This is a genomic window from Mycobacterium sp. (assembly GCF_965229265.1).
Lineage (GTDB): Bacteria > Actinomycetota > Actinomycetes > Mycobacteriales > Mycobacteriaceae > Mycobacterium.
Window position 1 is genome coordinate 422,652 of record NZ_CBDDIY010000011.1, and the last position, 19,413, is coordinate 442,064.

The window sequence follows — 19,413 nt, forward strand, 5'->3', positions numbered from 1 at the left end:
GCCTGTGGGCTACAGGCTCGAGGTCTCCCGCCAGAGGTCAATCCCGCCTTCCTGCGCGTATTGATCGATTTCCTCGAGTTCGCCGGACGTGAAGTCCAGCTGATTCAGTGCGTTCAGCGAGTCGTCGAGTTGTTCAACTGTGCGCGCGCCGATCAGGGCAGAGGTGACGCCCGCGTCTCGCAGTACCCAGGCGATCGCCATCTGGGCCAGCGATTGACCTCGGCGTCTGGCGATGCCTGCCAGCGCGCGCACATGGCGACGATTGTCCTCGGACAGGAATTCCGTGCTGAAGGTGCTCCGTTCGGAGGCGCGGCTGGCGCAGGGGGTGTCGTCGGCGTATCTGTCGGTGAGTAGACCCTGTGCAAGCGCAGAGAATCCGATGCAACCGACCCCCAGCTCGCCCAGAGTGTCGAGCAAACCATCTTCGATGTGCCGGTTGAACATTGAGTATGACGGCTGATGAATCAGCAGGCGCACGCCCTCGGATTGAAGCAGTTCAGCCGCGCGTCGCGTGCGCTCTGGGCTGAAGGACGAGACTCCGACATAGAGCGCCTTGCCTTGGCGGACGATGTCTGCCAAGGCGGACATCGTCTCCTCCATCGGGTCGTCTGGCCAGGGTCGGTGCGCGTAGAAGATGTCGACGTAATCCAGGCCGAGCCTGACCAGGCTTTGATCGATCGAGGCGATGAGGTGCTTGCGGGATGCTCCGATCCCATATGGTCCCTGCCACATTTCGTATCCAGCCTTCGAGGAGATGATCAACTCGTCGCGGTGCGCCCGCAGGTCCGCCCTGATGATCCTGCCGAGATTGGCCTCCGCGCTTCCGTTGGGCGGGCCGTACATGTTGGCGCAGTCGAAGTGGGTCACGCCGCGATCGAAGGCGTGCCGCAGCACCGTTCGGCCGTCCTCGAAGGCGTTCACACCACCAAAGTTCTGCCAGAGGCCCAACGAGATCATGGGCAGACGCAGCGCACTGCTTCCACACCGACGGAATCGGGCCTGATCGTAGCGATGTGGCTCAGGACAATAGGTCACGACGGTATCCGCGCATCGACGGGAAGGGGAGCCAGTGCAGACACAAGATTGCTGGCGCGCAGCTCGTGCCAGAAGTCGTCAGGCACATCGGTGGCCAGCGCCGCATGGTCCTCGGCGATCCGCTGCGGTCTGCTGGCACCGGGAATCACCGCGGCCACCGCAGGGTGTGCCAACGAGAATTGCAGTGCCGCAGCCTTTATCGGGATGTCGAACTTCGCGGTGAGGTCGCGAATCCTGCCGACTTTCGCCACGATGTCCGCGGGCGCCCGCTGATAGTCGAAATGGTCCCCGCCGGCGAGGATTCCGGAACTATAGGGACCGCCCACCACGATGTCGACGCCTTCATCGTGAGCCGCGGGCATCAACCGTTGCAGTGCATGCTCATGGTCGAGAAGCGTGTAGCGTCCCGCCAGGAGGCTGGCGTCGGGCCTCGAGTCGGACAGTCCGAGAGCCAGTTCGATCGGTTCGGTACGGTTGACCCCGAGCCCCCATGCCTTGATGACGCCCTGCTCTCGAAGTTCAGACAGCGCCAGGAACGCACCCGTTCGGGCCGCTTCGAAGCTTGCCAGCCACGCGTCCCCGTGGAAATCCTGGGCGATGTCGTGTACCCAGACGAAGTCCAATCGGTCGACGCCGAGCCTGGACATGCTGTCGGCGATGGACTTCAGAGTTCCATCTCGCGAGTAGTCGTAGACCCATGCGTTGGGCCGGCCGTGCGTGAAAATGCCCTCTTCGTCGTCGTGCTGCGACGCAGTGGTATCCGGTATGTCGAGAATGATGCGACCGACTTTGGTGCTAAGGACGTAGTCGTTGCGTTCGTGCTGGGAGAGTTCGCGTCCCAGACGGATTTCCGAGAGCCCGGCGCCGTAGAACGGTGCGGTGTCGAAGAATCGGATGCCTGATTGCCATGCCGCATCGACTGTCGCCGACGCCTCGTCGTCCGGAATGTCGCGGAACATGTTGCCCAGCGGTGCCGTCCCGAATCCGAGGGGTCCGTTCTTCAGATAATCTCGCAGAGTCATCGTTCCTCCGCTCCTAGCGCTCGGAGGATGCGGATTCGCCGATCCACACCGTCTTGGCGTTCATGAACTCCTTCATGCCCAGATCGGACAGTTCGCGGCCGTAACCGCTGCGTTTGATGCCGCCGAATGGGATTTCGGGATAGCTGGCCGTGTGGCCGTTGATGAACGCCATGCCGGATTGGATGTCGCGGATGAACGCCTCGCGCTCAGATTCGTCCTCGCTCCAGAGATTCGAGCCGAGCCCGTATGGATGCTCATTGGCCAGATCCACAGCCTCGGCGAGTGACGACACCGGGAACACCTGGGCGACCGGACCGAACACTTCCTCCCCGAACATGCGCATGTCGCGGGTCACGTCGGTGATCACAGTCGGTGGAAAGAACCACCCGGCCCGGTCGAGTCTCTTGCCCCCGGCGAGTACGGTGGCTCCCTTGGCGACGGCGTCGTCCACATACGCCTCGACGTCATCGCGGCCTGCCTCGGTCGCCAGCGGGCCGATATCGGTGTCCGGTTCCATGGGATCGCCGACGACCAGCGCTTTCATCTTGGACACGAACGCTTCGAGAAACGCCTGGTAGATGTCCGTGTGGATGAAGAAGCGTTTGGCATTCACGCACGACTGCCCGTTGTTCAGTGTCCGCGCGGTGACGGCGACCTCGGCAGCGCGCTCGACGTCGGCCGAAGGCATCACAATGAAGGGGTCAGATCCGCCGAGTTCGAGCACCACCCTTTTGATTTCGTCACCGGCGATCGCAGCTACCGACCGACCCGCGGGCTCGCTGCCGGTCAATGTTGCTGCCTTGACCCGGTCGTCACGAAGCACCTGCTCCACAGTCCCCGAGGAAATGAGCAGGGTCTGGAACACGTCATCGGGGAAGCCCGCCGCGCGGAAGAGCTGCTCCATATACAAGGCGGTCTGCGGCACGTTGGAGGCGTGCTTGAGCAGGCCGACATTGCCCGCGGTCAGGGCGGGTGCAGCGAATCGCATCGCCTGCCAAAGCGGGAAATTCCACGGCATGACCGCCAGCACCACGCCAAGCGGTTGATAGGTGACGTACGTCGTTCGGGCACCAACCGCGCTGGCCTCGCCGCTGACGACACTCAAGAACTCCGCAGCGTGTTTGGCGTAGAACCGCAGCGCGGCAATACATTTGCCGACCTCATCTCTGGCCGACCGCAGCGTCTTGCCGATCTCGGTGGTGATCAGTTCGCTGACCGCGCCGGCATCACGTTCGAGGACGTCGGCCGTCGAGTTCAACCAGCCGGCCCGCTGCTCGATCGCGGTCCGTCGATAGGAGGACGCTGCTGCGGCCGCTCGGGCGAGCTTGTCCTCGAGTTCTTCGGGCGAGAGCTCATCGAACGTCTTGAGGACCTCGCCGGTAACGGGATTGGTGGTCGCGATGGCCATGATCGAACTCCTGTCCTGAGTAGTTGAATGTCGTGATCAGCCGTTGTCCACGTCTGACTGTCCGACGTCAACGGCTTCGAGGAAGTGCACCTGCCGGTCGGTCAGTAGCGGACGTATCCGCTCGGCCACCAGCTCCTGATAGTGCACCGACCTCGTATGGGCATCGAGTGCGGCCCGGTCGACATAGCGCTCCACCAGGACGAGTTGGGTTGGCCCATCCACGCTTTGAAAGATCTCGTAACCGACGCAGCCGGGCTCGGCAAGTGATCGGGCCGCCAAGTCCCCGACGAGACCAAGGACGGCGGCGCGCGATTCTGCCGACATCTGCCAATGCGCTATGACGACCACAGGTTTGGACACTGAACTCAGTGCGCGCTGCGTAGAGCATCGACGAGCGCTTCCCCGACGAGGGTTCCCGACTGGGGGTTCTGTCCCGTGATCAGACGTCCGTCCACCACGAGCTTCGGCTGCCACGGATCTGTGGACTCGTAGAGTGCGCCTTCGTCGCGCAGCGCCTTCTCCAGGTCGAACGGCACGTCATCGGCGGCGTATCCGTCTTCTTCGGCGGCCGAGAAGGAGGTGAGTTTGCGCCCCTGGACCAGTGGCGTGCCGTCGTCGAGTGTCACACCCAGGAATGCGGACGGGCCGTGGCAGACGGCGCTGACGATCATGCCGGCGTCCCATGCCCTCTTCACCATTGCCTGGATGTGGGGGTTACCCGTGATGTCGACCATGGGTCCCAATCCGCCTGGGATGAAGACCGCGTCGTAATCCAGCACATCAACCTCGGCCAACTGGCGACTGCGGGAGAGTCGGCGGTAGGCCTTCGAGTCGCGGAACCCGGTCTGCACCGGGTCGGTGGAATCGAATCCGTCTTCAGGCGGCTTACCACCGGCCAACGAGGTGAACTCGACCGCGACACCGGCCTGATCGAGTACTTCGAAGGGGTGGGCGATCTCGGGAAAGAAGAACCCTGTCGGCCGATTGTTGGGGCCGATCACGGCGGCGTTGGTCGCGACCACGAGAACGTAGGGGACGCTCATCGGTGTGCCGTCCTGTTGTCGGGAATGAACTTCAGTCGAAGACCACGACCGCGCGGCCGACGATGTCCCCACGGCCCAACGCCTGCAACGTGTCGTTGATGTCATCGAGCTTCACCGTGTTGATGTGGTGCCTGATGTGTCCGTCACTCGCCAAGGCGAGGACCTCCTGCAGGTCGTTGTGGTTGGCCCAGAACGATCCGAAGTAGGACTTCTCGCCACTGACGAACGGGAATATCGGGAGTTCGACCGTGTCACCCATCAGGCCCACCTGAGACAGGGCGCCTTCAGGGCCGAGGATGGCTGCCGCCAAACCCAGCGAGTCGGCCGATCCGGCGCAGTCGAGAACCGCGTCCACCGTGCGGCGCCCGGTCTTGTCTTCCAGCGCACTTTGGACGTCGTCGACAGACTGATCACGGACGTTGACGGTGTGGTGAGCGCCGTATTCGCGTGCTAGATCGAGCTTTTCGTCAGTACGCGCAAAGGCGACCACCGTGGCGCCCGCACCGAGCAGCCGGGCGTATTGGACGCCATACCCGCCGAGGCCGCCGATTCCAGTGACAACGACGGTTCGTCCGGGTCCGAGCTTGCCGGCATCGCGCAGCTTCTTCATGCCGCGGTAGGGCGTGGCGCCGGCGTCGGTGAGTGGTGCGAGAAACTGCGGTTGCTGGTCGGGTTGGCCGGCCATGCGCAGGGCGTGGTCGTAAGGGGCGAGCATGTACTCGGCGAAGCCCCCGTTGGGGCCGAATCCGACCAGTTGTCCGTCGCTGCAGAGTTGTTGGTTGCCTTCGTTGCACTGCCGGCAGACGCCGTCGCCCCAGTTCGGGTCGACGATCACCAGATCGTTCTCGGACAGTCCTGCTGATTCTGGGACGTCGGCACCGATGTCGGCGATCGTGCCTGCCACCTCGTGGCCGGGGATGAATGGGAAGTCGATAGGAAGGCCTGTGCGGAAGTAGCCGTCCAACAGTTGGTAGTCACTGCGGCACATGCCGGTGGCGGCGACCTTGATCAAGACCTGGTTGCGCCCGACCTCGGGCACGTCTACTTCCTCGATCTCTAGTGGCTGGTCATAGCCATGCATGCGCGCGGCTCGCATCTTCATGTTGTGCTCCAATCGAATAGCGGTCGGATATCTGGTGTCGATGGTTAACGCTGCTCATAGAGGCCGTGTATGACGGCGCGCGCGATCGCCGATCGGAAAAGCGTGAATCCCAGGTATGCGGGCGTCGAATCAGGCGATATGTCGAGTGCGTCGGGGCCCACGGCGTGTACGGCGACGTAATAGCGGTGCGGGCCATGCCCGGCAGGTGGTGCGGCGCCGACGTAGCGCCGATAGCCTGCATCGTTCTTCAGCGTGACAGCGCCGGGCGGCAGGCTGCCGGGGGCGCCGTCACCGACACCAGCGCTTAGTTCGGTGACGTGTGGAGGAATCTCCGCGACTGCCCAATGCCAGAACCCCGATGCCGTCGGAGCGTCAGGATCGAACACGCTCACCGTGAAACCACTTGTCTCTGAAGGAAAGCCGGACCAGCTCAGATGAGGAGAAACGTCCTGCCCGCCGGCACCCATGATTCCGCCAACCTGCGGATTGGAGAGCATTTGACCATCGGTGATGGATCGCGAGGTCAAGGTGAAGGTGGGGAGCTGGGGGAGCGCGTCGTACGGGGAGTCCATCAGATGTCCCTGTCCTGGCCGGATCTGTCAGTCAGCTCAAACCTGGCATTCCTCGGCGCGATCTTCCATCGCATGGCGCGCGATATTTAGTGGGTGCTTGCTCTCGAGGATGTCAAGGACCTCGATCGTTGGCCAGCAGGGCGCTAGCCAGCGGCCAGGCTGGCCGATGATGTCCCAACCCGACCCGACACCTGCCGGTGACTTGTATGGTCGTGATGTCCGAGACCTGCGTCAGGAGGTGCCAGTTCCATGCATGACGATGTCGACCTCACCGACCTGAACCGGTTCACCACCGGGTTTCCGCACCACGTCTTCGACGAGCTGCGCCGTGAATCGCCGGTGTGGTTTCACCCGCCCACCGCACACACCCCGGGCGGTGAGGGCTTCTGGGTATTGAGTCGCTACGCCGACATCATCGCCGCGGCCACCGACAACGAGACGTACTCCTCGGAGACCGGCGGTGATCGCGACGGCGGCGGCACCACGCTCGAGGACATGCCGATGGGTTTCGCCGTCGGCGCGCTGCTGAACATGATGGACGATCCGCGGCATGCCAAGATCCGTAAGCTGCTGACCCCCAGCACCACACCGCGCGCCCTGCGGGTGATCGAGGAGGACCTGCGGGCGCGGGCAGCGGGCATCGTCGACGCCGCAATTGCCAAGCGTGAATGCGACTTCCTGGTCGACGTCGCCGCCGAGCTGCCGCTGCAGGCTGTCGCCCAGCTCGCCGGTGTGCCGCAGGAAGACCGCCACGAGTTGATGAACTGGGCCAACGTTACCCTGGACTACGAGGACCGCGAGGTCGGCGAGGTCAACGACCGTGTTGTCGCGGCGCAAGCCCAGATGTTCGCCTACGGCACCTCACTGCTGGAACGCAAGCGTGCCCACCCCGCCGACGACCTCCTGTCGGTGATCACCCGCGCGGAGGTGGACGGCGCGCCGCTCAGCGAGAACGAGCAGCGCCTGTTCCTCAGCCTGATCATCGCCGCCGGCAGCGAAACGACCCGCAACTCGATCGCGATCGGGATGTCAGCGCTCAGTGAGCACCCCGATGCCTGGCAGCGGCTCCGCGACAACCGAGCGCTGCTGCCGACCGCCGTCGAGGAGATGCTGCGGTGGGCCTCGTCCACGCCGTACAACCGGCGCACCGCCACCCGCGATGTCGAGTTGCACGGTCAACGCATCGCCGCCGGGGACAAGGTGAGTCTGTGGTGGGCCTCAGCCAACCGTGACGAGACCGTCTTCGCCGACCCCTACGTCTTCGACATCGAGCGAAACCCTAATCCGCACTTGACGTTCGGCAGGGGAGTGCACTTCTGCCTCGGCGCCTCGCTGGCGCGTATCGAGATGCGGGTCATCTTCGACGCCCTGCTCGATCGGGTCGACTCGATCACCCTGACCGGCCCGATCGAATACGTCCGCAGTAACAAACATGCCGGAGTGCGGCATATGCCCGTGACGATCGACCCACGCTGAAGGACGACATGACAACGATCGCCGAGAAGTACATCGATGCCGTCAACCGTGCCGACATCGCCAGTCTCATGGCCCTTTTCGCGCCCACCGCGACTCTTGCTCACCCAACCGGGACCTACTCGGGCACCGAGGAGATCTCGAACTTCTACACGTCGATGGTGTTCGCGGGACAGGCGGTGACCGAGATCGAGCGGCAGTTCGCCGACCAGAACGCGCAGATCGTCCAGATCCGCGCCAGCAGCCCGCTGGGCGAACCGGGCAAGTATGTCTACGCCGTCGACGTGTTCACCGTGGCCGACGGCGTCATCGAGCGGCTGGACATCTACTACCGCTAGCCGACCGCGAAGTTGGCGTAACACCCCTTCACGGCCCTGGCCTGCGGCGTGCCCGGCTACCTCGGCACTCCACCGCATGACCTCGCGGCAGACCCTTAGACGGTGCGCGCCAGCCGCTGCGCGAGCAGCCCGGCGAACTTCGCCGGGTCCTCCAGCGTGCCGCCCTCAGCCAGCAGCGCGGTGCCGTAGAGCAGTTCAGCCGTTTCGGCCAGGGTCGCATCGCCGCCCCGCGAGGTGAACGCGTCCCGCAGCCCGGCGATCAGCGGATGATCGGGGTTGAGCTCGAGGATGCGTTTCTCGGTGGGAACCGGCTGCCCCGAGGCCTGCAGCATCCGGGCGAGCGCCGGCGTGATGCCGAAGCTGTCGGTGATCAGGCAGGCCGGCGACTCGGTGAGCCGCGTCGATAACCGCACTTCCTTCACGTGCTCGGCGAGGGTCTCCTTGAGCCACTCGAGAAGGCCACCGAACTCCTGCTCCAGCTGTGAACGTTCGGCCTCGCTCTTGTCCGCCTCGGCGTCGAGGTCCACCTCGCCCTTGGCCACCGACTGCAGTCGCTTGCCGTCGAATTCGGGCACCATGTCCACCCAGACCTCGTCGACCGGGTCGGTGAGCAGCAGTACCTCATAACCCTTGGCCTTGAACGCCTCCAGGTGCGGTGAACTCAGCAGCTGCTGACGTGATTCACCGGTGGCATAGAAGATCTGTTCCTGGCCGTCCTTCATCCGCCCGACGTACTCGGCCAGCGTGGTGACCTGCTCGTCGCTATGCGTCGAGGCGAACGACGACACCGCCAGCAGCGTGTCCTTGTTGTCGACGTCGGAGAGCAGGCCTTCCTTGAGCACTCGGCCGAACTGGCCCCAGAAGGTGCGGTAGTCCTCGGCCCGCTCCCTCTGCATCTCGGCGATCGTCGAGAGCACCTTCTTGGTCAGCCGGCGGCGGATCGCCTTGATCTGCCGGTCCTGCTGCAAGATCTCCCGAGACACGTTGAGCGACATGTCCGCCGCGTCGACGACACCCTTGACGAACCGCAGGTACGGCGGCAGCAGCTCCTCGCAATCGGCCATGATGAAGACCCGCCGCACGTACAGCTGCACCCCGATGCGGGCGTCCTGCTGAAACAGATCGAACGGCGCATGCGACGGAATGAACAACAGGGCCTGGTATTCGAAGTTGCCCTCAGCCTTCATCGGGATGACTTCCAGCGGGTCGTCCCAGGCGTGCGCGATGTGCTTGTAGAACTCGACATACTCCTCGTGGGACACTTCGTCTTTCGGGCGGGCCCACAAGGCCTTCATCGAGTTCACGGTCTCGGTCTCGATGGTGACCTGCTCCTCGCCGCCGTCCTCGTCGGCCGGGCTGCGGCGCTCGACCTGCATCCGGATCGGCCAGGCGATGAAGTCCGAGTACTGCTTGATCAGCGCCCGGACCTTCCATTCCGCGGTGTAGTCGTGGAGCTCGTCCTCGGCGTCCTCGGGCTTGAGATGCAAGGTGACCGACGTGCCCTGCGCAGCGTCGTCGACAGCGGCCACGGTGTAGGTGCCCTCGCCGGTGGACTCCCAGCGCGTCGCCGACGCCTCGCCCGCCTTGCGGGTCACCAGCGTGACTTTGTCGGCCACCATGAACGATGAGTAGAAGCCGATCCCGAACTGGCCGATCAACTCCTCGGAGGCGGTGGCGTTCTGGGCTTCGCGCAGTTGCTGGCGCAGTTCGGCGGTGCCGGACTTGGCCAACGTGCCGATCAGGCCGACCACCTCGTCGCGGGTCATCCCGATCCCGTTGTCGCGGATCGTCAGGGTGCGCGCGGCCTTGTCGATGTCGATCTCGATGTGCAGATCGGAGGTGTCGACGTCGAGGTCCTTGTTGCGGAATGCCTCCAGGCGCAGTTTGTCCAGCGCGTCGGACGCGTTGGAGATCAGCTCCCGCAGGAAGGAATCCTTGTTGGAGTAGATGGAGTGGACCATCAGGTCCAGCAGCTGGCGGGCCTCTGCCTGGAACTCCAGCTGTTCGACGTGTTCGGTCATAGTGAATCCGTTCGAAGGGACGACACTTGATGCCGGCGCCGATCATAGCGGGCTGCTGCGGGACCTCCCGAGGGCCTGGCCGCCGACGACCACCCGATTGCCGTGCACGCTGACCAAATCCTCGCCAGCTACCGTACCGAGCCGCTTGGGGTCATTTCCCGATCGGGGAAGGTCCTTACCTTAGGCATCTCTTGACATCGTCAGATCGGTGGCCTGTGTTCGCGTGGGAACCTCACCCAGCAAAGTGCGGACCGCCTGGCCCTGGCACTGCTGGAAGTCGAGCTTTCGACACGGTGCCGCGCATCCCAATCCGGTTTCCATCAGCCGCTTCTCGGCCGTTGCCCAGTTGGCGGGAGTACGTCGGAGGGGAGCGGAACGAAAGGACGCTGCTGATGAATACCGAGACCGTGGACCGGCAGTTCGCTGCTCTGCAGTCGCAGGCCGACCAGACCACGACAACCGAACTGCTGCAGGCCATTCACGGCCTCGTTGACGACCATGTCGCGTCCGTGCCGCCGCAGCCGGTTGCTCAACCCATATATTCGGCGCCTGCCGGCTACGCCGCCCCGCCGCAATACCAGCAGCCCGCGTCCGGCGGAGGGTTGCAGCGTTTCCTGAGCGGGCGTTTCGGCCAGGCAATGGTGACCGGTGCCGGCATCGGAATCGGCGACGACATCGTCAACTCGATCTTCGATCGGTTCTGACGGCCCGCCGCTGTGGTTCGGCTCGCCCGGTGCCGGCCAGGAATGCAACGGCTGGTGCCACGGGGGTCATGATGGCGTCCAGCCGAGACGCGCCTTCGACGTTGTTAACCTTTGCGCATGCCGGCAAAACTCAGCGACGAACAAATTGAGGCGTTCCTCGATAGCCGCCCGGGCTGGGCGATGCTGACCACCATCGACAAGGATGGATTTCCGCACACCGTGCCGCTGGGTTACTTTCGCCTGGGCACCGACATCGTCATGGGTGTGCGGGATGGGACCCGCAAAGTGGCCAACATCGAAAGCAATCCCAAGGTGAGCATCATGCTCGAGGACGGCTCCACGATGGCCGACATCCGGGGAGTGCTGTTCCAAGGGCTGGCCCGCATCGTTCGGGAACCGGGTGAAGCACTCGAACTCGCGCGGCAGGGCGCCAAGGCCCGTGGCGTGCCAGAGGCCGAATGGCCCACCGCACCGAGACCGGGCGCCGCCTACATCTTCATGACGCCGGTGCGAACCGTGTCTTGGGATTACGGGAATTCAACGACGGGCCACGCCTAGCCCGGGCCAACCCGCCACGCCTAACCCAGCTCCCCGCGCGGCTGCTCCTCGATCCCGATCCCGCGCGAGGTGTCCTTGAGCTCGACACCGGAACGGCCGAGCGCACGTGCTCCGGCGACGAGGCCGGCCGCGATGCGGGCGGCTTCCCGATACCCCAGACCGTCGGGCGGATGGATGTTGGAGATGCAATTGCGGTCAGCGTCAGTGCATCCCGGTCGCGGCCGGTGGGTGAGGTAGATCCCGAGACTGTCGGCGACGCTCAACCCCGGCCGCTCACCGATGATCACCAACAGTGTCGTGTATTGCCCATGCTCGGCAATGTGGTCGCCCAGCGCGACCCGCGCCTGCGTGGCGATGACGGGAGCGGCGAGGGTGTACCGATCACTCAGCTCGTCGACCAACGCGCGCAACAGCGGGGCGCCATGGTGCATCAGCGCGGTCGGCGACAGGCCGTCGGCGAGCACGAATCCGATGTCTGCGGGCGTATCCGGAACGGAGGAAAGATCGGCGGGCCGCCGTCCGAGGTCGGGCCTGCGGAGATACTCTCCCCGCGACGATGCTTGGCTGGTGACTATCGCCGGCTCGCCGATCCCGATGTCGGCGATCGCGGTGGCCAGCTGTTGGGCGTTCACCGGGATGTGCACCGCGTCGCGGGCGGCGGCATGGGCGGCGGCTAGCGCCAGCACCTCGCGTGTCGGCAGGGCATTTCCGGCTCGGCCCAATCCGATTCGCGCCTGCGTGCTCTGGCGCAAGGTGTCCCAGAATTGTTGGTGGGCAATGTCGTCGGCGGTCATCGGTTCTCCGCTGAGGTCAGTTCGCGCAGTGGTGAACTGGCCAGGTCAAACGGGGTCAGCCGGCCGGCGTCATCGATCATGCCGATGCTGTGTAGCCAGTTCTCGAACTCGGGAGCAGGCCGCAGGCGCAGGGTCTGACGCGTCAGCAGTGCGTCATGGAAGGACAGGCTCTGATAGCCCAGCATCACATCATCGGCGCCGGGAACGGTGATGACGAAGGCGACCCCGGCGGCGGCCAGCAGGGTCAACAGGTTGTCCATGTCGTTCTGATCGGCCTCGGCGTGATTGGTGTAGCAGACATCGACGCCCATCGGCAGGCCCAGCAGCTTGCCGCAGAAATGATCCTCGAGACCGGCCCGGATGATCTGGCGTCCGTCGTAGAGATATTCGGGGCCGATGAATCCGACGACCGTGTTGACCAGCAGCGGTTGGAGGTCACGCGCGACGGCGTAGGCGCGGACCTCCAAGGTCTGTTGATCCACCGGGCGCCCGGCGGTGCCCAGGTGGGCCCCGGAGCTCAACGCCGATCCCTGACCCGTTTCGAGGTACATCACGCTGTCGCCGACGGTGCCACGGTTCAGCGAGCGCGCGGCCGCATTACCTTCGCGCAACAGGTCGATGTTCACCCCGAAGGCAGAGTTGGCCCCTTCGGTTCCCGCGATGGACTGGAAGACCAGGTCGACGGGAGCGCCTTCCTCGATCAGTCCGATCGTCGTGGTGATGTGCGACAACACGCAGGATTGGGTGGGGATGTCGAAGCGGGCGCGGATCGAGTCGAGCAGGTACAGCAGCTCGGAGGTGGCGTGCGGTGAGTCGGTCGCCGGGTTGATCCCGATGACGGCGTCACCGCAGCCCAGCAGCAGCCCGTCGAGCACGGCGGCGGCCACACCGCGCGGATCGTCGGTGGGATGGTTCGGTTGCAGACGAGTGGCCAGCGTGCCGCGTCCGCCGACGGTGGTGCGGAACGCGGCGGTGACCTCCGTCGCCGACGCCACCGCGATCAGGTCCTGATTGCGCATGATCTTGCTGACCGCTGCCGCCATCTCGGGTGTGATGCCGGGGCCGATCGCGGCGATTCGCGACGCGCTGTCGGCGTGAGAGGCGCTGTCCAGCAGCCAGTCTCGGAATCCGCCGACCGTCAGGTGGGAGACGGCGGAGAAGGCGTGCCGGTCGTGGCTGTCGATGATCAGCCGGGTGACTTCGTCGCTCTCGTAGGGGACGACGGCTTCGTTGAGGAAGATGTCCAGGGGTAGGTCGGCCAGCACCCAGGCAGCCGCTGCCCGCTCCGCGTCGGACTCTGCCGCACAGCCCGCCAACTGATCGCCCGAGCGTAGCGGCGTCGCTTTCGCCATGACGTCGATCAGGCCGTCGAAGGTGTAGGTGACGCCGGAAAGGTGCTGGCGGTAGATCATCTCGATCCACCTTCTGCCGCTGCCGCCATGGTGAACTCCTCAGTCAGGCCGAGAGAGCCACCGTGGATCTCGTAAAGGTCGGTTCATCGACCTTTAGAGTGTCGCCCATACCCTCGCCTTCTGTCCACCCGAGCGACCGACCACGAGGCCGTTGAGGGCTGATCTATGCCGGCCGGCGCGGTAGCAGCCGCGGCCAGCGCGAAGGGCTTCTGCCGCCAATGGTTCGGGCAATGGTGCCGCGCGCGATCAGCTCGAGAGTTACCGCGACTGCGCACGTTTGCGACAGCAGGATGGCCAGCAGGATCAGCACTTTAACCGCCCCGGCCTGGGTGGCCGAGCCCGTGCTGAGCAGGACGCCGACGAAGGCTCCCGGCAGTGTCACCAAGCCGACCGTTCGCGTCTGATCGAGATTGGGCAGCAGGGCGTCCGCGGCGGTCGGTTTCTTCCACGGGCGATTCCTGCAGGCTGAACCGCCGATGACCAATGATTGGTGTGCGGCTGTCCATGGGTAGGAACACGTCCTTCAGCCTCGATGAGCAGTGCGGCGCGTTCATCGACCAGCACCTCGACTGGCTCACGCGAATCCACGGTTGGCCATCCAGCTACGGTGCCTCATCGCCGCCTTACGGGCTTGCTTGGCCAGCGCCTTGTCGGGCAGGTGGCGGCCCAGTACGTCGAGCACCGGCGCCGTCTCAGGTGCCGGATGACTCCACAAGAACTCGAGGATTCCGCGGGGGTCACGGTTGCGGAGGAACTGCTCGCACACCGCATCCGGATCGTCGATCATCTGGGCAAGGATGTCGACCATGACGGCCGGGGTGATGAATCCGCCCACGGATTCGTCGTCGGCAAGGCCGTGGTCGAGCAGCCAGATGGCCGCGTGGCCGGCCGCGGCGGTGTCGAGAAGCTGTCGCATGTACGGCGCGACCGCCTCGGCATCGAACAACCTCAACAGGTGCAACCCGTCGAGTCGAGTGCGGGCGTCGTGTGCCTCGGCGACCATTGCCGCGACCAATCCGACCCGTTCCGAAGCCGACAAGGTTGGCTTCCAGGCGGCCAACGTCACCGAATGTTGTTCCGGCGGTTGGCTAGCCATCACCTCGATCAAATCGACCAGATCCAGTTCGGTGATGTCGGGCGCGGTGCGGAGCGCGATCCCAGCCCCCGGCAGGTACCCGGGCAGGATGTGCCGGCCGAGTGCGGTCATGGTGATCGTGCCGCCACGCCACACTCGTCGACCCCACCGGGTGAGCGACTCCTCGCGACCCGTCCACTCGACGGCGCCGGTCATGTCCAGCATTTCTGCGATCCGACTGAGATCTTCCGCCAAGTACCCGCATGACACGTAGTAGTCGACCTCCTGGGTATCGAACTGGTCGATCACCACCCGGCGGTTCAGTTCGACGATGTCGTCGAACGGTGCGTGGACCCCTGGAGCGAGCAAGCCGGCCAGCCAGTGCACCACACCGTCATCGAGTAGCTCGTGCAGCTCGGTATAGAACGATGGCGGACCGCTCATCATCGACAGCACGCCGAACTCGATCACGGTGTGAAACAGTGCGACGGCCTTCGCAGTCGGAGACTTTCGGTTCCACGCCTTGACCGGAACGAGTCGGTTGTCGACATAGCGCACAGCGCCGGACTCCTGTGCGACCGTGACCATGTACATCAGTTGCCGCAGCGTGGCCGTCGAATGCGTTTTGAAGGTGGCTTCGCCGACCGTCGGGTCGACTTCGTCACCGGTATCAAGGATGTCGACCAACGCGCGACCATCGGCCAGCTTGAGATTGCCCTTGGCCGTTAGCGCCTTGCCCTTCTCGCCGAGGTAGTCACGCAATGCCTGCACTTTGGCGGGTAACGCGGCTGTAGCGGCGACGGCCGCCACATCCGCCTCGGCCGGGGGGATATGGACAAATGGCAACTCGATCGGCTGCGGAACCGGTGGTGTGTTTTCGAAGAATCGGTCGGTGGCGGCCCTGCGCTGCTCCAACGGCAACGCGTTGTGCTCGTCGATACGCTGCTGCATCGCAACTTGCAGCTCCTCTAGGGACATGGACTCCGCGCCCTCGATACCGGCGAACAGCGACTTACTCATGCCGTAATTGCTCGGGTCGGCCATCTTGGCCCGCATGGCGTCGGCCAGGCCGACCGTCTTCCGCTGAAGTCGTCGGGCCCGCTCGGCGCCGCCACGTAGGTGCCCCGTGCGGCCCAAGAAGTAGATGAATTCCCCCACGGCCTCGCAGACTCGCCACGACTGGTCGGCGGGCAGGCTCAGGTGACGTGGGCACCAATCGAGCAGGAATGCGCGGATGGCGTCCTCGTCGAGGCTTGCCACTGGCGCACCGGCGTGCCAGTCCAGGAACATCTCGGCATGGTCGGCGAATCCGGTGGCGTCGGGCACGGCGAGCTCGTCAAGCCAGTCTGCGAACTCTTCGATCAACTCATTCACCACGTCCCCAGTGTGACGGACGACGCCGACACTGCAGATCCCAACAGATCCCCAAACCCCCTCGAAACCGCTCCACACTGCACTAGGGTTCGGTCAAGTTAGACAGACTAGGCGGGGGTCATGGCAGGCGCAGTTACTTGGTACGTCCACGGGTAGTCGACTACATCGTCGAACACCTCGCCCGCCGCGGTACTGGCCATGTCTTCGGCGTCGGCGGGGCCAATATCGAGGATCTCTACGATGCCGCGCAATCCTGCGCGGACATCACCGCGGTGGTGGCCAAGCATGAGTTCTCGGCGGCCGCCATGGCCGACGCCTACAGCCGGGCCGGCGGCGGGGTCGGTGTCGTCGTCGCGACCTCGGGCGGGGGAGCGCTCAACACCATCCCCGGACTGGGAGAGTCTCTTGCCAGCCGGGTGCCGGTGCTGGCTCTGGTTGGGCAGGCACCGACGGCGTCCGACGGGCGGGGATCCTTTCAGGACACCAGTGGCCAGGGCGGATCCCTCGACGCCGCCGCGCTGTTCTCGGCGGTGTCGGTCTTCTGTGAGCGGGTGCTCGACCCCGACGACATCGTGATCGCGCTGCCCCGTGCGCTGGCGGCCGCCACCACCAAAGGCGGGCCGGCGGTTTTGCTGCTGCCCAAGGACATTCAGCAAGCCCGGGTGACTGCGAACCACGCCGACACCGAGGCGCCACGGCCGGCCACGGCCGATCCCGCGGCCGTGATCGACCTGCTGCGCCGCGCCGGCGGCCCGGTCGTCATCATCGCCGGCGACCAGGTCGCCCGTGACGACGCTCGCGCCGAGCTGGCGACACTGGCGGCACTTCTGGCGGCGACGGTGGCCACGGTGCCCGACGCCAAGGACGTCACCACCGAGCCGGTGGGGGTGGCCGGGGTGATGGGCCACCCCGCCGTGCGCGCCGCGCTCGCCGACAGCACCGCCTGCCTGCTGGTGGGCACCCGTCTGCCGCTGATGGCCCGCGGTGGTCTAGACGATGTGCTGGCCGCGGTGCCGATCGCGTCGATCGGCTCGACCGAGCCCTACCTGCCCGCCACCCACGTCGACAGCCACGATCTGCGCGCCTCGCTGACCCAGCTGATCGCCGCGCTGACCGCCGACGCCAACCCCCGACCGCTCACCTCGGCCCCCGGCGAGCTGGCGCCCCCGCCCCACGACGGCCCGGGAATCCGGTACCGCGACGCCATGCTCATCCTGGATGGGTTGCTGCCGGCCGGCACCGACATCGTCGTCGACGCCGGCAATATCGGCGCCGCCGCCATCCACTGGCTGCCCGCACGCCGCGACGGGCGCTTCCTGGGCGCCCTGGGCATGGGCGGCATGGGTTACAGCTTCGGCGCCGGAATCGGCATGGCGTTCGCCCGCGCGGGCAAACCCGGGCGCATCGTCGTGATCGCCGGCGACGGTGCATTCTTCATGCACGGCATGGAGATTCACACCGCCCTGCACTACCGGCTGCCCATCACGTTCGTGCTGTTCGACAACCACGCTCACGCGATGTGCGCCACCCGCGAACAGCTGTTCTACGGCGACCGCTACAGCTACAACAGGTTCGGGCCCAGCCGGCTCGGGGTCGGCCTGGCGGCGATGTTTCCCGGCCTGCCCGCAACCGACGTCACCGAGCTCGGTGAGCTGGGCCCGGCCGTCAGAGAAGCCATGGACGCCGAGGGCCCGTCGGTGGTCTCCGTCGAATGCTCGCCCGACGAAATCCCGCCCTTCACAGCCTTTCTGGACGAGCCACCGACACCGAGGAACACCCGATGACACTGCCCGCGCTCGAAGACATCGCCGCCCACCGCGGCGATACAGATCCGCTTCCCGGACTGATGCGCATCGAGACATCGCCGCGGGAGAAGGCCACCCCGGTGCTGATGGAGATGATCCACGCCGTCTACCCGCACGAAGAGGTGTTCGGCGACTACTGCACCGTCAACGACTATGTCGACTGCCCACCCGACGAACTCTTCGACTATCTCGCCGACACCCGCTCCCTGGAGGAGTGGACCTACAGCTTGCGGGGATTCACCGAAACCGACGAGCCGGGTCTGTGGTTGGCCTATGACCGGCTCGGCAGCGAGACCGAGATCTACGTGCGCACCGTCGCCAACCGCGACGCCCGCACCGTCGACTACCACTGCGCCTGGGATCAGGGACGCCACCTCTGGATGATCTACCTGATGCGAGTTGTCGACGCGCAGTTGGTGTTCGACAAGCCCGGCTCGGTGGTGCTGTGGACCAACTGCCACCACCCGTTCTACGAGGACAATCCCTACCCCGACACCGCGCCGCCGCAGCGCCCGGTGTGGGTCGGCGACTTCTGGGACATGTTCGGCGCCGGACATCTGCTGGAGCTCAAGAACCTCAAGGCAATTGCCGAATACCGCCACCGCAACGGGCTGCCGGTCACCCCCGACTGGATGCGCGCCTGATGAGCCACCCCGTCAGCCTCGTCGACGTCGCCACCTATCTGCCCGAAAACCGCGTCCCCGCAGCGTGGTACACCGAGTTCAGCGGCAACGACGATCTGCGTGACAACCCGATGTTCCGGCCCCCCGACTACCGCCACCACGCCGCCGACGACGAATCCAACGTCGACATGATCGACAAGGCCGTCGCGGCCCTGGTCGCCCGGCACGGGCCCGCGGTGCTCGACGACGTCGACGTGCTGCTGACCCATTCCCAGTTGCCCGACCTGCCTATCCTCGGGGCCGGGGGCGAGGTCGCCCAGCGCCTGGGCATCACTCCGGAGTGGATCATCGACGTCCACAACGGCGGGTGCGCGGCGTTCGTGCTGATGCTCAAGCTGGCGGGCCGACTGCTGGCCGGCAACGGCGGGGGCACCGCGTTGATCGCGGTCGCGCAGAACGCCGCCGGCAAGATCTTCGAACAGGACCAGGTGCGCAAACTGGCCCAGGCCTCGGTCCCCGGCGACGGCGCCGCCGTCGGCCTGGTGGCGCTGTCGGACAGCTCACCGGTGCTCGACATCGAATGCCGCTACTTCGGCCAGCACGCCACCGACATGACCCTGGCCGCCGACCCGCCGCGGCGCTGGTGGGAGGCCGGCCCGGGGCAGGGGTACGTGGGGTTCAACGAAGGCAAGATCATCAAGGTCCTCGCCCGCGGCAACCGGCAGGTTCCCGCGGTGGTGCGCGCGGTGTGCGACCGCATCGGCGTCAAGCCCGACGAACTCGACCTGCTGGTGACCAACCAGCCGAACCGGCTGCTGCTGCGCAACTGGGACGAGGCACTGCGCATCGACCCGGCCCGCCACCGCGACACCTTCCACGAATGCGGCAACCTGTTCGCCGTCGGAATCCCGGTCAACCTCGACGCGGCGATCAGCGACGGGCAGCTCAAACCCGGCGACATCGCGATGATGGCCGGCTTCGCGCACGCCGGCGACTTCGCGGCCGCCGCCGCGATCCGGTGGGGCGGACGGCCGTGACAGCGCCGGACGGGCAG

18 protein-coding genes and 1 pseudogene are annotated in these 19,413 nt (G+C 65.5%); 7 read left to right on the forward strand and 12 right to left on the reverse strand.

From position 1 onward, the window contains the following. Positions 1–9 precede the first annotated feature (9 nt). The 7 genes from ADBZ9K_RS14515 to ADBZ9K_RS14545 are packed head-to-tail and all read right to left on the reverse strand — an operon-like array spanning position 10 to position 6,182. Positions 10–1,035, reverse strand: a complete 1,026-nt coding sequence (locus ADBZ9K_RS14515; RefSeq protein WP_526621617.1) for an aldo/keto reductase — start codon at positions 1,033–1,035, stop codon at positions 10–12. Then, entirely contained in the window at positions 1,032–2,057 is a 1,026-nt protein-coding gene (locus ADBZ9K_RS14520; RefSeq protein WP_526621619.1) for an aldo/keto reductase, read from the reverse strand. Before ADBZ9K_RS14520 ends, ADBZ9K_RS14515 begins: the two co-directional genes overlap by 4 nt. 13 nt (positions 2,058–2,070) lie before the next feature. Then, positions 2,071–3,465 carry an NADP-dependent succinic semialdehyde dehydrogenase gene (locus ADBZ9K_RS14525; RefSeq protein ID WP_526621621.1) on the reverse strand — a complete coding sequence of 465 codons (1,395 nt, stop codon included), beginning with the start codon at positions 3,463–3,465 and terminating at the stop codon, positions 2,071–2,073. 36 nt (positions 3,466–3,501) lie between these two features. After that, entirely contained in the window at positions 3,502–3,939 is a 438-nt protein-coding gene (locus ADBZ9K_RS14530) for a putative quinol monooxygenase (RefSeq protein WP_526621623.1), read from the reverse strand. Beyond that, the gene (locus tag ADBZ9K_RS14535; RefSeq protein WP_526621625.1) at positions 3,831–4,508 is read right to left on the reverse strand and encodes a type 1 glutamine amidotransferase domain-containing protein; all 678 of its coding nucleotides are present in this window, start codon (positions 4,506–4,508) and stop codon (positions 3,831–3,833) included. The genes ADBZ9K_RS14530 and ADBZ9K_RS14535 overlap by 109 nt, the downstream gene beginning before the upstream one ends. A 31-nt stretch (positions 4,509–4,539) precedes the next feature. Then, the gene (locus ADBZ9K_RS14540) at positions 4,540–5,610 is read right to left on the reverse strand and encodes an NAD(P)-dependent alcohol dehydrogenase (RefSeq protein WP_526621627.1); all 1,071 of its coding nucleotides are present in this window, start codon (positions 5,608–5,610) and stop codon (positions 4,540–4,542) included. A gap of 44 nt (positions 5,611–5,654) precedes the next feature. Then, positions 5,655–6,182 (reverse strand): YbhB/YbcL family Raf kinase inhibitor-like protein, encoded by a 528-nt coding sequence (locus ADBZ9K_RS14545; RefSeq protein ID WP_526621629.1) that lies wholly within the window; start codon positions 6,180–6,182, stop codon positions 5,655–5,657. Between the two features lie 249 nt (positions 6,183–6,431). Here ADBZ9K_RS14545 and ADBZ9K_RS14550 point away from each other — a divergent pair, with 249 nt between their 5' ends. Together ADBZ9K_RS14550 and ADBZ9K_RS14555 are read left to right on the forward strand one after the other, a co-directional pair. Further along, positions 6,432–7,658: a cytochrome P450 gene (locus tag ADBZ9K_RS14550; RefSeq protein WP_526621631.1), complete on the forward strand. Its 1,227-nt coding sequence runs from the start codon at positions 6,432–6,434 to the stop codon at positions 7,656–7,658. A gap of 8 nt (positions 7,659–7,666) precedes the next feature. After that, on the forward strand, positions 7,667–7,993 hold the full coding sequence (locus tag ADBZ9K_RS14555; RefSeq protein WP_526621633.1) for a nuclear transport factor 2 family protein: 327 nt from the start codon (positions 7,667–7,669) through the stop codon (positions 7,991–7,993). Between the two features lie 95 nt (positions 7,994–8,088). Here the strand turns inward: ADBZ9K_RS14555 and htpG are convergent, their stop codons facing one another. Continuing rightward, positions 8,089–10,014, reverse strand: coding sequence for a molecular chaperone HtpG (gene htpG, locus ADBZ9K_RS14560; protein ID WP_526621634.1), 1,926 nt, complete (start codon positions 10,012–10,014; stop codon positions 8,089–8,091). A gap of 392 nt (positions 10,015–10,406) precedes the next feature. Here htpG and ADBZ9K_RS14565 point away from each other — a divergent pair, with 392 nt between their 5' ends. Both ADBZ9K_RS14565 and ADBZ9K_RS14570 read left to right on the forward strand, forming a co-directional pair. Then, positions 10,407–10,718, forward strand: a complete 312-nt coding sequence (locus tag ADBZ9K_RS14565; protein ID WP_526621636.1) for a hypothetical protein — start codon at positions 10,407–10,409, stop codon at positions 10,716–10,718. 117 nt (positions 10,719–10,835) lie between these two features. Then, complete coding sequence (locus ADBZ9K_RS14570) at positions 10,836–11,276, forward strand: pyridoxamine 5'-phosphate oxidase family protein (RefSeq protein WP_526621638.1); 441 nt, start codon at positions 10,836–10,838, stop codon at positions 11,274–11,276. A gap of 20 nt (positions 11,277–11,296) precedes the next feature. Here ADBZ9K_RS14570 and eutC read toward each other — a convergent pair whose 3' ends face one another. From eutC to ADBZ9K_RS14590, 4 genes and pseudogenes are all read right to left on the reverse strand, one after another. Beyond that, positions 11,297–12,070 carry an ethanolamine ammonia-lyase subunit EutC gene (gene eutC / locus ADBZ9K_RS14575; RefSeq protein WP_526621640.1) on the reverse strand — a complete coding sequence of 258 codons (774 nt, stop codon included), beginning with the start codon at positions 12,068–12,070 and terminating at the stop codon, positions 11,297–11,299. Then, complete coding sequence (locus ADBZ9K_RS14580) at positions 12,067–13,482, reverse strand: ethanolamine ammonia-lyase subunit EutB (RefSeq protein ID WP_526621641.1); 1,416 nt, start codon at positions 13,480–13,482, stop codon at positions 12,067–12,069. Before ADBZ9K_RS14580 ends, eutC begins: the two co-directional genes overlap by 4 nt. Before the next feature lie 163 nt (positions 13,483–13,645). Further along, positions 13,646–13,915: pseudogene (locus tag ADBZ9K_RS14585) on the reverse strand (ABC transporter permease); the annotation flags it as partial. Positions 13,916–14,056: 141 nt separating this feature from the next. Beyond that, complete coding sequence (locus ADBZ9K_RS14590) at positions 14,057–15,934, reverse strand: hypothetical protein (protein WP_526621643.1); 1,878 nt, start codon at positions 15,932–15,934, stop codon at positions 14,057–14,059. A 134-nt stretch (positions 15,935–16,068) separates the two neighbouring features. On the opposite strand from ADBZ9K_RS14590, the gene ADBZ9K_RS14595 reads away from it, so the two are divergent. From ADBZ9K_RS14595 to ADBZ9K_RS14605, 3 genes are read left to right on the forward strand one after another with little or no spacing between them, the layout of a single operon-like run. After that, entirely contained in the window at positions 16,069–17,715 is a 1,647-nt protein-coding gene (locus ADBZ9K_RS14595) for a thiamine pyrophosphate-binding protein (protein ID WP_526621645.1), read from the forward strand. After that, the gene (locus ADBZ9K_RS14600; RefSeq protein ID WP_526621647.1) at positions 17,712–18,380 is read left to right on the forward strand and encodes a DUF8713 domain-containing protein; all 669 of its coding nucleotides are present in this window, start codon (positions 17,712–17,714) and stop codon (positions 18,378–18,380) included. Before ADBZ9K_RS14595 ends, ADBZ9K_RS14600 begins: the two co-directional genes overlap by 4 nt. Further along, positions 18,380–19,396 carry a 3-oxoacyl-ACP synthase III family protein gene (locus ADBZ9K_RS14605; RefSeq protein ID WP_526621649.1) on the forward strand — a complete coding sequence of 339 codons (1,017 nt, stop codon included), beginning with the start codon at positions 18,380–18,382 and terminating at the stop codon, positions 19,394–19,396. The genes ADBZ9K_RS14600 and ADBZ9K_RS14605 overlap by 1 nt, the downstream gene beginning before the upstream one ends. Positions 19,397–19,413: the final 17 nt, after the last annotated feature.

Coding starts and splice junctions, on each gene's coding strand:
- ADBZ9K_RS14520 (WP_526621619.1), bottom strand. CDS start 2,057: ATGACTCTGCGAGATTATCTGAAGAACGGACCCCTCGGATTCGGGACG.
- ADBZ9K_RS14525 (WP_526621621.1), bottom strand. CDS start 3,465: ATGGCCATCGCGACCACCAATCCCGTTACCGGCGAGGTCCTCAAGACG.
- ADBZ9K_RS14535 (WP_526621625.1), bottom strand. CDS start 4,508: ATGAGCGTCCCCTACGTTCTCGTGGTCGCGACCAACGCCGCCGTGATC.
- ADBZ9K_RS14540 (WP_526621627.1), bottom strand. CDS start 5,610: ATGAAGATGCGAGCCGCGCGCATGCATGGCTATGACCAGCCACTAGAG.
- ADBZ9K_RS14545 (WP_526621629.1), bottom strand. CDS start 6,182: ATGGACTCCCCGTACGACGCGCTCCCCCAGCTCCCCACCTTCACCTTG.
- ADBZ9K_RS14550 (WP_526621631.1), top strand. CDS start 6,432: ATGCATGACGATGTCGACCTCACCGACCTGAACCGGTTCACCACCGGG.
- ADBZ9K_RS14555 (WP_526621633.1), top strand. CDS start 7,667: ATGACAACGATCGCCGAGAAGTACATCGATGCCGTCAACCGTGCCGAC.
- htpG (WP_526621634.1), bottom strand. CDS start 10,014: ATGACCGAACACGTCGAACAGCTGGAGTTCCAGGCAGAGGCCCGCCAG.
- ADBZ9K_RS14565 (WP_526621636.1), top strand. CDS start 10,407: ATGAATACCGAGACCGTGGACCGGCAGTTCGCTGCTCTGCAGTCGCAG.
- ADBZ9K_RS14570 (WP_526621638.1), top strand. CDS start 10,836: ATGCCGGCAAAACTCAGCGACGAACAAATTGAGGCGTTCCTCGATAGC.
- eutC (WP_526621640.1), bottom strand. CDS start 12,070: ATGACCGCCGACGACATTGCCCACCAACAATTCTGGGACACCTTGCGC.
- ADBZ9K_RS14580 (WP_526621641.1), bottom strand. CDS start 13,482: ATGATCTACCGCCAGCACCTTTCCGGCGTCACCTACACCTTCGACGGC.
- ADBZ9K_RS14600 (WP_526621647.1), top strand. CDS start 17,712: ATGACACTGCCCGCGCTCGAAGACATCGCCGCCCACCGCGGCGATACA.
- ADBZ9K_RS14605 (WP_526621649.1), top strand. CDS start 18,380: ATGAGCCACCCCGTCAGCCTCGTCGACGTCGCCACCTATCTGCCCGAA.